The sequence below is a fragment of the Erythrobacter ramosus genome (assembly GCF_009828055.1).
Taxonomy (GTDB): domain Bacteria; phylum Pseudomonadota; class Alphaproteobacteria; order Sphingomonadales; family Sphingomonadaceae; genus Erythrobacter; species Erythrobacter ramosus.
The window spans coordinates 184,796-197,902 of sequence record NZ_WTYB01000002.1; the positions used below are offsets into that span (position 1 = coordinate 184,796).

At 64.4% G+C, this 13,107-nt stretch carries 12 protein-coding genes and 2 tRNA genes; 6 read left to right on the forward strand and 8 right to left on the reverse strand.

Translation table 11 applies throughout. The features are described from left to right. The first annotated feature begins 78 nt into the window (after positions 1–78). Complete coding sequence (locus GRI59_RS07475) at positions 79–900, forward strand: SDR family NAD(P)-dependent oxidoreductase (RefSeq protein WP_160760607.1); 822 nt, start codon at positions 79–81, stop codon at positions 898–900. Positions 901–1,356: 456 nt separating this feature from the next. On the opposite strand, the gene GRI59_RS07480 is transcribed toward GRI59_RS07475, so the two are convergent. From GRI59_RS07480 to GRI59_RS07490, 3 genes are read right to left on the reverse strand one after another with little or no spacing between them, the layout of a single operon-like run. After that, positions 1,357–1,809 carry a copper resistance CopC family protein gene (locus GRI59_RS07480; RefSeq protein ID WP_160760608.1) on the reverse strand — a complete coding sequence of 151 codons (453 nt, stop codon included), beginning with the start codon at positions 1,807–1,809 and terminating at the stop codon, positions 1,357–1,359. After that, complete coding sequence (locus GRI59_RS07485) at positions 1,806–2,465, reverse strand: response regulator (RefSeq protein ID WP_160760609.1); 660 nt, start codon at positions 2,463–2,465, stop codon at positions 1,806–1,808. The genes GRI59_RS07480 and GRI59_RS07485 overlap by 4 nt, the downstream gene beginning before the upstream one ends. A gap of 52 nt (positions 2,466–2,517) precedes the next feature. Next, entirely contained in the window at positions 2,518–4,368 is a 1,851-nt protein-coding gene (locus GRI59_RS07490) for an ATP-binding protein (RefSeq protein WP_160760610.1), read from the reverse strand. 216 nt (positions 4,369–4,584) lie between these two features. On the opposite strand from GRI59_RS07490, the gene GRI59_RS07495 reads away from it, so the two are divergent. The 5 genes from GRI59_RS07495 to GRI59_RS07515 all read left to right on the forward strand — a co-directional run bounded on the left by GRI59_RS07495 (position 4,585) and on the right by GRI59_RS07515 (position 7,885). Further along, entirely contained in the window at positions 4,585–4,977 is a 393-nt protein-coding gene (locus tag GRI59_RS07495; protein WP_160760611.1) for a lysozyme inhibitor LprI family protein, read from the forward strand. Further along, on the forward strand, positions 4,974–5,993 hold the full coding sequence (locus tag GRI59_RS07500; RefSeq protein WP_160760612.1) for a DUF4424 family protein: 1,020 nt from the start codon (positions 4,974–4,976) through the stop codon (positions 5,991–5,993). The genes GRI59_RS07495 and GRI59_RS07500 overlap by 4 nt, the downstream gene beginning before the upstream one ends. 115 nt (positions 5,994–6,108) lie before the next feature. Continuing rightward, positions 6,109–6,426: a hypothetical protein gene (locus GRI59_RS07505; protein WP_160760613.1), complete on the forward strand. Its 318-nt coding sequence runs from the start codon at positions 6,109–6,111 to the stop codon at positions 6,424–6,426. Between the two features lie 45 nt (positions 6,427–6,471). Further along, positions 6,472–7,248 carry a hypothetical protein gene (locus tag GRI59_RS07510; RefSeq protein ID WP_160760614.1) on the forward strand — a complete coding sequence of 259 codons (777 nt, stop codon included), beginning with the start codon at positions 6,472–6,474 and terminating at the stop codon, positions 7,246–7,248. Between the two features lie 205 nt (positions 7,249–7,453). Further along, positions 7,454–7,885 carry a copper resistance protein CopC gene (locus tag GRI59_RS07515; RefSeq protein ID WP_160760615.1) on the forward strand — a complete coding sequence of 144 codons (432 nt, stop codon included), beginning with the start codon at positions 7,454–7,456 and terminating at the stop codon, positions 7,883–7,885. A 168-nt stretch (positions 7,886–8,053) separates the two neighbouring features. On the opposite strand, the gene GRI59_RS07520 is transcribed toward GRI59_RS07515, so the two are convergent. The 5 genes from GRI59_RS07520 to GRI59_RS07540 form a co-directional block, all read right to left on the reverse strand. Continuing rightward, positions 8,054–9,802, reverse strand: a complete 1,749-nt coding sequence (locus tag GRI59_RS07520; protein WP_160760616.1) for a coiled-coil domain-containing protein — start codon at positions 9,800–9,802, stop codon at positions 8,054–8,056. Between the two features lie 109 nt (positions 9,803–9,911). Next, positions 9,912–9,988, reverse strand: a tRNA-Pro gene (locus GRI59_RS07525). Positions 9,989–10,026: 38 nt separating this feature from the next. Further along, a tRNA-Ile gene (locus tag GRI59_RS07530) sits at positions 10,027–10,099 on the reverse strand. Positions 10,100–10,182: 83 nt separating this feature from the next. Further along, positions 10,183–11,184 (reverse strand): polysaccharide deacetylase family protein, encoded by a 1,002-nt coding sequence (locus GRI59_RS07535; RefSeq protein ID WP_160760617.1) that lies wholly within the window; start codon positions 11,182–11,184, stop codon positions 10,183–10,185. Between the two features lie 27 nt (positions 11,185–11,211). After that, positions 11,212–12,996 (reverse strand): histidine kinase dimerization/phospho-acceptor domain-containing protein, encoded by a 1,785-nt coding sequence (locus tag GRI59_RS07540; protein ID WP_160760618.1) that lies wholly within the window; start codon positions 12,994–12,996, stop codon positions 11,212–11,214. Between the last annotated feature and the right edge of the window lie 111 nt (positions 12,997–13,107).

Genomic DNA, 13,107 nt, shown 5'->3' on the forward strand with positions numbered 1-13,107 from the left:
TATCACTTCAGCCGCTTGGGAACGCGGGTGGCTCTTGTACCCTCTTGGCTGCAATGCGGGTACGAGGGAGGATAAGCGATGCAGGGACCACTGGCGGGGAAGGCGGCCATCGTAACGGGGGCGGCGCGCGGGCAGGGACGGGCGATCGCGCTCGCTCTGGCCGAGGCGGGCGCGGACGTAGCGATCTGCGATGTCGGCGCGGCAGCGATGCCGACGGTCGGCTATGCGATGGGTGGCGCACTGGATGACGTCGCTCGCGCCATCGAAGCGCAGGGGCGCAAGGCCGTGGCGATGGCCTGCGATGTGCGCGACCAATCACAGATCGACGCCTTCATGGCGGCCACGCTTGAGGCCTTCGGGCGGCTCGACATTCTGGTCAACAACGCCGGAATCCTGACCGGTGGCCGCCCCGCGCACGAGCTTGACGATGCGATGTGGACCACCATGATCGACATCAACCTGACCGGCGCTTGGCGGATGGCGCGCGCGGCGGTGCCGGTGATGATCGTAGGCGGTGAAGGCGGGCGGATCGTCAACATCGCCTCGGTCGCTGGCCATGTCGGCACGCCCGGCTATGCGCATTACTGCGCCTCAAAACACGGGCTCATGGGGCTGACCCGCGCAATGGCGGGCGAGCTTGCAGGCGAAAGGATCACCGTCAACGCGCTCTGCCCCGGGCTGGTGGATACCCCAATGGTCGCCCACGCCACCGATGAAGTCGCCGCCGCCCGCGGTCTCTCCACCGAAGAGGCCTACGAACTCCAGCTCACCCCGCATCTCATCAAAGAGAAAATCACAGCTGAACAATCGGCGGCAGCGGTGATGTATCTGGTGAGCGAGCCTGCGCGGGTGGTGACCGGTTCTGCGCTGATGATTGACGCGGGCTGGTCTGCGGTCTGAGGCACGGGGCCTGACGAAAACTGGTCGGGGAGACAGGATGCGAGTCCACTTTTCCGACCACCCGCAAAGCCCGGAAAACCGCGGGGTTCAACACGCCGAAAAGGGCGTGTGAACCAGCATGTGACATAGGACGAATCCGGCTGCAAGGGCTGAATACGGGAGGGCAGGGCGCTGTTTGGCGAACGCGATCGGGGGACGCGACCGCCTCGCTTCTACCGCTTATCGGGTCGCTTGCGCCCCGCCTCCGTATTCGTTTGGCAGCGCGTGGCGGAGACCGCCGGCAATGTCTGCTATGACCCCTTCGCCAATAATTCCTGCCGTTCAGCTGCCGACCCCAAACCAGACATGAACTCGCGCTAACCCGAGCGTGCGAGATTGATCTGTCCACCAGTGGCTGGGCGTGACCTTATCTTTGACCATAGAGGCCGCGTTCTTCGGGGAAACCTGGTGAGCGGGCTAATCGCGCTCTTGCGGTCCTGGCGCGCTGGGAGGGCCGGGAACGGTCGATCCGGGATCTCCGGCAATCTCGAATTCCACGAAGCCATTCAGCGATTTGAACGATTTGGACGTCAGCAGGTACGAGATAGTGTAGCCCCCGGCCTCTTCCAGTGGAACGGGCAAGCGATAGCGGACCTGCTTTTGCTTTCGGCGCAGGTATGGTGTTTCGGGCTCGGCGTTCACCTCGGTGTCGTCTGGCAGGCGCACCGTTACGCTGATCACCTCGGCGGGTTCGGCAAATGTCAGCGCGATGGTTTCGATCCCTTCCGCGACAATGCTGTCCTTGGCGGGGCTGGAGGCGACAAGCATATCGCGCGGGTCCAGTTTCTCGGCCGCCGCAGGGCTTGCCAGCATTCCTGCGAGGGCTGCCATAAGCACGAAGATCCGCATCGCGACACCGCCTTTCGTCATTTGTGGAATGCCTGGCGGATGGCATCGCTGCGCGAGTTGACTTCGAGCTTGCGGTAGATCGCCTTGACATGGGTGCCCACGGTATGGGGCGAGATGCCCAGCACGCGGGCGGCTTCCTTGTAGCTTTTGCCTTCCGCAAAGGCGCGCAGCAGTTCGGTCTCGCGGGTCGTCAGACGATCATCGGCGGCATTGTCCACCGCGCCCTGCGGCACTGGGGGCGGGGCACGCAGCAGATCGAGCAGATAAACCGCCGCTGCCGGGCTGACCGGGGCGCCGCCATCGAGGGTAATCGCTATGCCATCGAGAATTTGCTGCGGCGTGCTGTCCTTGAGCAGATAGCCATCCGCGCCTGCGCCAAGGGCCTTTACCACCGTATCGCGGTCGCCGAAGGAGCTGATGATCAACACCTTGGCGGTGCACCCGGCCTTGATCTCGGGCACCATAACATAGCCATTGCCGTCCGGCAGGCCGATATCCATCAGGAACAGATCGGGCTGAAGCGCAATTAGTCCGCGTCCGGTGGCCAGATCAGGGGCCATGGCGATGACGTCATAGCCTTCGGCCATGCCCATGATCTGCATGAAATAGCGTCGGACTGTCGGTTCATCCTCGATGATCGCGATGCGGACAGGGGCGCTGGGCTGCGGATCGGTCATGCAGCGGTCCTAACGCGTTTGCCGGGCGGGGCGTATCCCATGAAATGGCCGATTATATGGGATGCGCGGCATGGGCGGTCTGGCGCAAGGTGAGGGTGACACGGGTGCCTTCGCCGGGCATAGCCTGCAAGGCATAGTCAGCTCCCACCGCCCTTGCGCGGACACGCATATTGGCAAGGCCGCGCCCTGCCTCGCCATCGCCGGTCCCGCCACTGCCATTGTCGGCAATCGCGATTTCGACCCCGCCATCGCTGTGCTGGGCGATGGTGATCGCAATCTCGGTGCCGCTGGAATGCTTGAGCGCGTTGGTGACCGCCTCCTGCATGATGCGGAACACCTGCAACACATCGCGCGGGCCAAGATCGGGTGCGGCCAGCGCATCGGGCTGGCTCCAGCGGAAGGCGAAGCCCGCCGCTTCGACCCGCGGCTGCACCCGGGCGCGGAAGGTGGCGAGGGCGGCTTCGAGCGATTCCCCCACGGAATCCATCGAATCCACCATCAGCCGCATCTCGTCGATCACGCTCTGGAGCCCCTCGGCCACCTTGGGGGGATCGGCCTCGCCCAGCCGCGCGCTCAGCATCATCGTCATCAGCTGGCTGCCCAGCCCATCGTGGAGATCGCGCATGATCCGGCGGCGTTCCTCGTCATGGGCCTGCGCGCGCACCAGCGCCTGTTCGCGCAAAGCGGCCTCGGCCAGTTCGGCCTCGCGCTGGGTGACCTTGGCTTGCAGCATTGCGTTGAGCGCGCCTTGCGACTGGAACAGCCGGAAATTGCGCGCGAGGAAGGCGGCGGTCATCGCCAGCAGCAGGAAGGCCGAACTATTGAGCAGGTTGCCTTCGCCAATACCCCATTCCGGAAACCAGTTGGTAATCGCGTCAAACACCAGTGCGGTTGCCATTACGGTCAGGAGGACGCTTTCCACCAGCCGACTTTCCGCCCGCGTGGCAAAGTGCCAAGCCAGCCGCGCCAGAACGAGCACCGCCGCGCCCATAAGATACCAGATCCACAAGGTGGTCGGGCGGTCATAGCCTTCAGGCATCGCCACGCCATAAACATGCCATGATATAACCGCGATCGCCGCGCCATAGGCTGCCATCGCTCCGGCCTGCAAACCTCGCAGCGGCTTGCCCGTCCAGCTGTCGACGAAGCAGAGCAGCGCGGTCGGGACAAACAGATAGATCGCAAAGAACGCTAGCATCCGGCCCCAGCCATCTAGCGGCGGGTTCATCCACAAGGCGTAGGTGAGATAGGCGACGAAGCCTGCACACAGGGCGCTGAGCCAAGCGGCAAAGCGCCAGTCGTCCGACCGGAAGGTCATGATCCCCGCCAGCAGCCCCAGCATCCCCAGCACGGCTGCCGACAGCATGTAGAAACCGTTGATGAAGAATAGGCGATTGGCGCTGTAGCTTTCCAACGCGTCAAATTCTGCGATGATCGGAGGGTAGATGTCGGTATAGGGAAAGCCGTCGCGCACGGTGATGTATTGAATTTCGTTGCTGCCTTCGCGCAGCAATCCTGCAGGAATGCGGGTGAGGAATGTGCGCTGGCCATCAAAGGTAACGGCGCCAGGCTGCATCTGCCCGCGCGCAAACAGCGTCGACCCGTTGACCGCGAGGCGATAGTTGTCGGCTTGCAAGGTCGAAATAATGCCAAGGCCATTTGCAGGCACCGCATCCACCTTGACGTTGATCCGGACGCTGAAGATCGCGGTGTCGCAGCAATGGGTGAAGGGAATTTCGACCGGCTGATATTGCGCCTTGGCGGCAGCGGCAAAGGTCGGGCTGTCCAGCCGCGCAATGGTCGCCCCGGTGATTTCGAGCGGCGCGGGGCGCTCCGCTCGGTCGGCCTCGGTAAGTGGATTAATCAGCAACCAGTAAACCAGCTGCACCGCCAACAAGGTCACAGCAAATATTGCAAGTTGGCGCCAGGCAATGCGGCTCGTCATTGTCTTCAAATTCCCCCCGTTTGCGCCGAGCGATGCCTTAAAGTCTGCCACCTGAAAAGAGGGCAAATCTGCGGCTTTGCAAAGATATGGCACCATAAGGCAGCGGCTATCCGGGCGGCCTGCACCACCTTATCACTTCGGGACGTCTGCAACGGCTGCGGCCACAAAAGGGGGATGATGATGCGACACGGGATGATTGCGGGTCTGGCGCTGCTTGGCGCTGGCTTGCCGGCGCAGGCGCAAGTGCAGGCGACCCCGCCCAAGCTGATCGCACCCAGCTTCGATTGTGCCAAGGCAAGGCCGGGCACCATCGATCAGGTGATCTGCAAGGACCGCGAACTCTCGATCCTCGACCGCACGATGGGCCTCGATTACGAACGCGCCAAGCTCCAGACCCCGCCAGTGGAAGAGGCCACTCTGCTGCGCGAACAGCGCGCCTTCATCGCCAATCGCAATCTGTGCATGAAGCGGCGGGAAGACCGGCAAGCATGCATCGCCTTCGCGTACGAATCGCGGATCGAGCGGCTTGGCGAATGGATCGACCGTTCGGCATGGAGCGGCGAATGATCCGCGCGCCTCTGATCGCGCTGGCCGCAGCGCTTGCCGCCGCCCCAGCTCTGGCCAACGACACCGAGGCCGAAATCGCGCTCGGCGGCCTGATCTTCGAGGCCAACGACCAGATCAGCATGGACAGCGAAGACCTGTTCATCAGCGCCGAACTGGTGCGGGTGCGCTACACCTACACCAACCATTCCAGCGCCCCGATCACGCTGCTGGTGGCCTTCCCGCTGCCTGCCGTGCCGCTCCCGGGTCAGGAGCCCGACTGGATCGAGGCCGCCTATCCCGATTGGGAGCAGACCATCGGCATGGAAACGCGCGTCAATGGCAAGGTGGTGGGGCTGATGCGGCTCGATATCGCCAAGGTTGCGGGCGTGGATGTCGACAAGCGGCTGAAGGAACTCGGCTGGCCCGCAAGGCACTGGGAGGACAAGGGGTTTGCCGCGCGGCTCAACGCTCTGCCCGACGATGAGAAATACGCGCTCACCGCCGAAGGCCTGCTGGCGATGGACGAGGATGAGCCGGGTAAGGTCCGCCCGTTCTGGAGCGTCGAGACCAGCTATGTGCGCACCCAGACCTTCCCGCCCGGCGTGCCCATCACGGTCGAACATCGCTACACCCCGATGGTGGGCGGCACGGTCGCCAGCGCACTCGACCGCGACATCAGGGGAGAGGCGCTCGATCCCGACAGCGAATATATCACCCGCTACTGCGTCGATGAGGCCTTCGTGCGTGGCTATGACCGCAAGCGTTACAACGCCGATGGCAGCCGCAACGATAATGTCTTCCCGGTCGAAAACTGGATCGGCTACACCTTGTCGCCCGGGGCCAACTGGCGCGGGCCCATCAAGCGGTTCCGGCTGACGGTGGACAAGGGCTACCCCGATCGCCTCGTCAGCCTGTGCATGGACGGGATCAGGAAGATCGGCCCCACCCGGTTCGAGGTGGTCAAGACGAATTACGAGCCGTCCCATGATCTCAATGTGCTGATCGTCACCCTCGCGCCCACCGAAGGCGGGCAGTAGCAGCGCGAGGCGCGGCATCCCATGATATGGGAGCCATGATGCATGGGATGCCGCCCGGCTGCCTGCCCGCCTAACCCTGTTGCCACTGAATTCATCAGCAACAGGAGAGTGACCCATGACCCGAACTGAAAGCCGCAGCCGCCTGCTGATCGCTGGCACGCTGAGCATCGCCAACCTCGCGCTGGTCGGCAGCCTCGCGCTCGCCGGGCTGGCCGCACCGGCCCATGCGCAGGGCCAGAACCGCGAGGCGATCGTCAAGACCAGCAAGGCCGCCCCGTGCCCCTCGGGCTGGCGCCATCCTGATGGCAGCACCAGCGTGTGCGAGCCGATGGGCACCATCGCGCCCAAGGTCTACGCCAAGAAGGAAAAGGAAACCTGCGCGGACGGCTATTACGAAGTCTACCGCGTGTGGTGTTCGACCAAGAAGCCCTGATCCGGCCCGTCCCGATAATTCGCGACCTTTCAGGAGTTTCGCACCATGAAGATGATCACCACACTTGCCGCCGGTGCGGCCATGGCCTTTGCCGCAATTCCGTTTGCCAGCCCTGCGATGGCGCAGGGGGCTGAGGGAAAATTTCCCGTTCCTCGCGCGGGTTGCCCGAAAACCCATGTGACTGCCAAGCGGAGCCCGGACACAGTATATTATTGCTATCCAAAGAAGGTCTCAAACGACGATTCTTCGAGTTCGTCTTCGTCCGGCAGCTCGGGCGGCCCGGTCTACACGGACCCGACCTTCGGCAACCTCACCAAGGCCAGCGAGTATGACCGCTGCCCGGTCGGCTACCACACCAGCGACAGTGCGCGCACGACCTGCGTGTCGTACCATGAGGGCAAGTCGCCTGCATCGCGCCTGAAGAAGGGCGGCGCCTGCGCGGCGGACGAGGTCGACGAATGGGGCGTGTGGTGCACCTCGAAATCCACGACCCTGACGCGCGCGCAGGCTGAGGACGAGGCGATCTCGGACGTCAACATCATCTTCGCCCCGGAAGGGCGCGGCGCGACCCAGGGGCCGGAATACCAGAACACCCCCGGCATCCTTGCGATCTTCGGCCCCAAGGGCGGTGCGCAAGCGAGCAACGCGGCAGCGTCTTCCGGCGATCAGGCCGCAGCCCAGCAGACCGCGCAGTGCCCCGCCGGTTCCGGCTCGGCCTCGGGTGCTGCCATTGGCGGCGCGATCGGCGGTGATGCCGGGGCGGTGCTGGGCGGCATGCTCGGCGGGCTCGGCAAGAAGAAGAAAAAGGCCGCTGGCTGCTGACCTCTCTGGCGGGACCGGACGCTGACCGTCCGGCCCGCCGCACCATCTTTCAGCTGGAACGCACGCGCCAATGCAACAGGGGGCGGGCGTTCGAGGTTCACGGGGGCCATTTGCGACCCGGACCCCGTCGAACACTTGCGGGAGCGCCGCCGCGACGCCGCGCTCCCGCCTTTTGCCGCCTTGCGCGATCAACAGGAGTTTGCCGATGCGTCTCGCCCCGATCCTCGCCGCGCTGCTGGCTGCGGTCCTCACTGCCGCACCCGCCGCCGCGGAACTGCCCGCCCCGGAACTGACTGCGAGCTTCCCCGCCAATCAGGAAGAAATCGCCGCCCCGCTCGACGCGATCACGCTGATTTTCGCGGCCGACGCCGATCTGGTCAATGTCACCATCATCACCCCCGATCAGCGGCGTCTGGTGCTGCATGACGCCGCTACCGCAGACGAAGCGCGCCGGGACACGATGTTCGTCCTCAGCCTGCCCGAAGTGGTCAGCCTTCCGGGCGTCTACCTGATCGAGATCGACGCCTCGGTCACCGACCCCAGCGACAGCTCATCCTCGGCGCTCAGCACCATGAACAGCTTCATCATCACCGAAGCCGTAGCGGCGAACGAACCCGCGCCACCCGTGCCCGAATAGGGGCAAGCCTATGAGTCTCTCGTACGGCAATCTCCTGCATTCGGGAGCGCTCTGGCTGATTTGGGATGGGAAACCGGCCTTTCCGGTATCCACCCAGCTTCGGTCATGGAGCTTTGCTTGTCATAGCGCCAAGACCGGACATTGGTGCGGCGATGTGCCGAGGCCATGTCACCTACCGATACCCTGTCCCCATCCGGGCGGTAGCCGGAGAACTTCGCGGACCTTGTCATCCGTTCGTCGCTGCTCTGCCTCGATTTGCGACGCCCGCTCAGGTTGTGATTTGGCCAAGGCTGAACGTTCCTTCTTCAGGCTTTCGCGGAGTTCGAGGACGCTGTCGGTTGTCGTGCTCAAATGCGTGAACGCCTGTGCCGCGTGAAGAAGGCTTGGCTCCATATCAGCCAGAGGTATCCTCTGCACATTTCGGCGTTCGGTGTCACTGTCATGGCGCATGGTCATATAGCCGTCTGTGATGGCGACATCCCATTTGCCGGAAACGACAGCATCCAGCACCTTCCGCGATTTCTCAATGCGCCGCTGCTCGGCGGAAACCGCCTCTGTCTTGCGCTTCCAATCGGCCTCGGCCGCTTCAGCTTGTTGCCTTGCTTCCGCAAGCTCATGTCTTGCCTGGATAACACCTCTCGCCCAATCGGGCGCATCTTTCTCGATGGTGGCACGGATTGGTTCGGGCATCGACGCCATCAGTTGAGGCGCAACAGCGACCTTACCGCTGTCATCAATGGTGACCTTGTCAGATGCCGACGCGGTGGCGGAGATCACGGTCAGCCAGCGCTCCTGCAAGAGCGTCGCGGCGTTAGCCTGTCGATCTTTCGCCGCAGCGGCATTCAATGCCTCCGTTGCCGTGTCTAGACGCTGTTTGATCTGTTTTTCTGCATCGTTGTTGTTCGCGATCCTGATATCCAGATCGCGCACGGCATCTTGATGCGCTCGCAGGGCTTCCTGATGGGCGTCGACGGACCGCTGATGCTCCTTGCGCTCTCGTTCCAGCGTCGCTTCCTTGTCAGCCAGCCTGAGCAACGTTCGGCGAACGGTCTCAAGCGCATCGGCAAGCGTGCGTCCGATTGCTACAATGCCTGCCGACCAACGGCTCTCGTATGCCGTCTTCTCCGGGTGGGTCATTCGAGATTTCGCCATTGAGAGAGTGGCTCCGGAAACCCGCAGTTCTAGACCGTTTCCATCGTCCGCCGCCCTGACGAGAAGTGCCAGTTGTGCCGCCTCACGATTACGGTCGCGCTCAAGTTGTTCCCGTTCGGTCGTGACCTGCGCCATTGCAGATTTCGCGGTTTCCATAAGGGCAGCGGCCGCTCGCCTAGTCTCAGCCATCGCCTGAAGATGTACGTGCTTCATCCGCGCAACGACGGCAGGAGTTGGTTCAACGCCAAGCCCTTCGGCCATCAGGGCCATCATCTCGTCTGCGATGGTGTCCTTGCCGCAGTACCGATCGAGGTCGCAGGCGACCCACTCAACATCCATCTCGTCATGGCCTGCCGCTTCCAGCATCCGACGCTGGGCTTCGGTCAGCTCGTTGCCCGTGCCCGGACGCTGGGCGATATCGAACGCGCTCGCCATGGTGCGGTACTCCCGCACGCGGGCCGCCGGATCACGCGCCGGATCGTGCAGCTCCATGATCAGCTTCGACAGGCAATTGCGCAGTTCGGTTTCGAACAGCCCCTTGATCGTGTCTGCATCGAGCGTCTGGTTCTGTTCGAAGTAGGCGTTCACGGTCCGGCGCACCCTGTCAAACTGCGCGGTGAGAATCGCGACCCTTTCGCGCGCTTCCTGCCCGTCACAGGTGGAAAGTGGCACGATTACATGGATATCCTTGCCATCCAGCAAACGGACCCGTCTGCGGAAATAGTAGCGGCCATAGCGGCGCGTGCTGAAGGGTATCTTTGGCATTGAAGGGCTCTCCGAGAAGGCTCGGTGAACCGGCATGTGACATAACATGTGACACTCCGCCTCACCGAGAGGTGAAAAGCGGTTTTCCTTCAATGCTTTGCAAGAAAAGTGGTCGGGGAGACAGGATTCGAACCTGCGACCCTCTGCTCCCAAAGCAGATGCGCTACCGGGCTGCGCTACTCCCCGACTCTGTTTCGTCCCGCCCGCTCCGCGCTCGCCTCCGGTGGGCCCGGCAGGATTCGAACCCGCGACCTAGCCGTTATGAGCGGCCAGCTCTAACCGCTGAGCTACAGGCCCTTGGAAACAAGGCACCGGAACGCAGGGCGAGGCCCAGCCCCTACTCTGCCACTGACAGGGAGACAAGCTGGTAAACGTGCTGCCTATCCGCCGGTTGCTGCGATGATATCGGTCACCTTGCATGTCGTCACCCCGCGCGCGGTCAGACGGGCGTAGACCGCCTCCAGCCAGCCATAGAGGGCCTCCACGTCAGCTTGGGTGGCGGTGTAGGGCGTATAGCCAGGCGCGAGGGAGGGGCTGTGGAACGACAGCACCAGCACCGGAAGCCCATCATCCAGCGCGATATCGATGCCGCGCAGCGCCTCTTCGCTGGATACGCCTTCCGGCGTCAGTGCGATCCGCTCCAGCAGACCGAGCCGCGAAAGTGCACCCATGCCGCGCGGGATCCGCTCGCCGATCCGTTGCAGCGGCCGCCCCATGCCGCGCAGGCGTCCGGCATGGACCGATGTGACGGGCAGTTCGAGCAGCCGCATTGCGCCGTCGACCCAATAGGGTTCAAGCGGATGCCGGGTGTAATCCGGCCCGCCACCCGCGCTGTAATCGAACAGCGAACGCACCGAGGTATCGACTCTGATTCCGGCGTGCTTCAACAGGTCGGCGGTGTGCGGCCCAAGCCCATACCGCCCCGCGCGGTAGATCAGCGGAGCGGTGCCGAACTTGGCTTCAATCGCGTCGCGCAGACCCATGAACTTGGCCATCTCCAGTGCTTGCGGGAGATTGCCGGCAAAGGAGTTGTAGACGCACACCTCCTCATCGAAGGGCGGATTGACCCACGGGTGCAATTGCACGCCGACTTCCGCCGTGCCGCGCCGCACCGCATCGCCGATGATCTCAACGGCGCGCGCATCCTGCACGATGGGCCAATCGACCAGATAGACGGGGTGCGCGCCGATCGCCTCGCAGAAAGCCTGAAAGCGCGGGATCGCCTCGACATGCTTGACGCCGTAGCCGTCACGCCGGAATGGGGCGGTCCAATTGAAACACTCTTCGGTATCGACTGTCAGCAGCACGCGCTGGCCGAAGCCGGGCGCAAAGGCAGCCGTGCGCCCGGCAGGCGGCACATCGAGCATTGATCCTGTGGTCATCGTCCTCGCACGCCCCCGCGCATCAGCCTAAGCCTCAACGGCGCTAGGCAGAGCGGGAATTTCGGTCAAGAGCGGCAGGGTCAGCACCAGCGTCTTGCCATCGCGCCGCATTGCACCGCCTGCCGCGCGTGCTTCTGCCCGAGCAAGGCGCAGGGCAAAGCCGGTGCCGAACAATCCGGCATTGATCGCGCTTTCCGCAGAGCGGGTGGTTGCGGCAAACAGGTTGTCCTCCGCTGCAAGCCGCGCGGGCAGGGCGCAGATCAGCCGCGCCATTGCGCCGCCTGCACCGATCAGCGGATCGAGCTGCACCGCAATCCGCTCACCCGCGCCGCAAGCCGCGCCGAGGCTGGCGAGCAGCCGCCACACCAGCGCCTCGGCGTCCTCGGGGTCGAGCCCGATCAGCAGGGTGGCAGTATCGGGGAAGGAGAGCGCCAGTCCCGCGCCCTGCGGCGCCAGCACCGGATCAAGCTGGGCAGCGGTGCGGCGCACCAAGGCGGCGAGATCGGTCTCACCCGGTTCGATCCGGGTCGCGCCCGTTTCCAGCCGCGCGAGCCGGTCAAGCTCCTCGAACCCGGCAAGGATACGCGCGGCATCGGCCGCGATGGCGGCGGCGAGCGCGCGGTATTCATGCGGGGCAGGGCCGAACAGCTGCTGCTGGATCACCTCGGCATAGCCCTGCACGGCGGTGACGGGCGTGCGCAATTCGTGGAGCAGCTGGCGGATGCGGTCCGCTTCGCGCGCTTCGGGGCCGGAGGGGCCGCTGGTCGCATCGGGCGCGCGGCGGAAGCGGCCGAAATAGCCGGTGAAGTGGCCTTCCTCGCTAAAGCGCGGTTCGGCATCGACGATCCAGTCGCCGGTGATGGCAGGCGCACCAGAAAGGCTGATCTCGCCCCCGGTGATCGGCTGGCGGCGGGCAAAGGCACGGGCGAGACTGGCGCTGCCCGAGGTATCCGCGCCGCCCGTGTGCGAGGCGAACAGGCGGGTCCCGACCACCATCGGTGCGACTTCGCTGACGGCCCAAGCGATCCGCCCGCTGGTGTCAGCGGCAAAGCCGAAGCTGGCAATGGCGCGCTGGTTGCGCTCGGGCAATTCGCCCAGCGGCAATCGCGGCGAGCTATCGAGATCGAGCGGGCTGTCACCGCGCGTCCGGCGGAACTGGGCGATCCGCTCGACCAGCGCAGAGATCTCGGTGCGGCCACTCTCGTCCCGGTCGCGCTGCCGGATGGGGATGGCGGGCGCCACGGGACGCACAACCTCTGGGGCCTTGCGCAGCAGGATCGGCGCGGACGGCGGAGCGGGCAGGGACTCCGCAGCAGTCATAGGCCCGGTTGGCGCAACCTGCGGATCGGCGGTCGAAGTAGCTGGGGCGGGAAGTCCGCGATCATGCACGCCGAGCCGGGACAGCAAAGCCTCGACATCAATCGGCAGATCGCGGCGCAGACGCAGAAACCCGCGCGCGCGCACCGGCAGGCGCGGGATCAGCGCGGTCCAGTCGTCCGAGGTCAGCTCGGCGCGGCTCAAGGCGGCGGAAGCGACATCGGGTTCGTGATCGGATAGGTGCGACGCCAGATCGGGGCTGCGGAACCGCCAGCCCGGCTCTCGGATCATTTGCGCCCGGTTGGAGGCGGGAATCGCCTCGGCCAGCGCGTCCATCCGCAGCCAAGCGGCTGCCAATAGGCTAGGGTCGCTTCCGCGCGCATGGGCGCGGTCCTTGCCCAATAGATCGAGCAATTGCCGGTACTGCGTGCGCAGGCTCGCCTCGCCAGTGGCGCGTTGGCGCAGCACGGTGGCAAGGCGATCATCGAAGAACAAACTCGTCTCCTCAAGCGGGCGTAGACAGCACGAATCACATGCGCCGAAACGCCGCGCCGCGTACCCATACGCTGTGCCAAGCTGTTCGTCTTATCAGGATGGAGCAATAGT

Excerpts from the sequence above, each read along its gene's own strand:
- GRI59_RS07505 (WP_160760613.1), top strand. The coding sequence starts at position 6,109 with ATGACCCGAACTGAAAGCCGCAGCCGCCTGCTGATCGCTGGCACGCTG.
- GRI59_RS07485 (WP_160760609.1), bottom strand. The coding sequence starts at position 2,465 with ATGACCGATCCGCAGCCCAGCGCCCCTGTCCGCATCGCGATCATCGAG.
- GRI59_RS07475 (WP_160760607.1), top strand. The coding sequence starts at position 79 with ATGCAGGGACCACTGGCGGGGAAGGCGGCCATCGTAACGGGGGCGGCG.
- GRI59_RS07510 (WP_160760614.1), top strand. The coding sequence starts at position 6,472 with ATGAAGATGATCACCACACTTGCCGCCGGTGCGGCCATGGCCTTTGCC.
- GRI59_RS07480 (WP_160760608.1), bottom strand. The coding sequence starts at position 1,809 with ATGACGAAAGGCGGTGTCGCGATGCGGATCTTCGTGCTTATGGCAGCC.
- GRI59_RS07500 (WP_160760612.1), top strand. The coding sequence starts at position 4,974 with ATGATCCGCGCGCCTCTGATCGCGCTGGCCGCAGCGCTTGCCGCCGCC.
- GRI59_RS07520 (WP_160760616.1), bottom strand. The coding sequence starts at position 9,802 with ATGCCAAAGATACCCTTCAGCACGCGCCGCTATGGCCGCTACTATTTC.
- GRI59_RS07495 (WP_160760611.1), top strand. The coding sequence starts at position 4,585 with ATGATGATGCGACACGGGATGATTGCGGGTCTGGCGCTGCTTGGCGCT.
- GRI59_RS07535 (WP_160760617.1), bottom strand. The coding sequence starts at position 11,184 with ATGACCACAGGATCAATGCTCGATGTGCCGCCTGCCGGGCGCACGGCT.
- GRI59_RS07515 (WP_160760615.1), top strand. The coding sequence starts at position 7,454 with ATGCGTCTCGCCCCGATCCTCGCCGCGCTGCTGGCTGCGGTCCTCACT.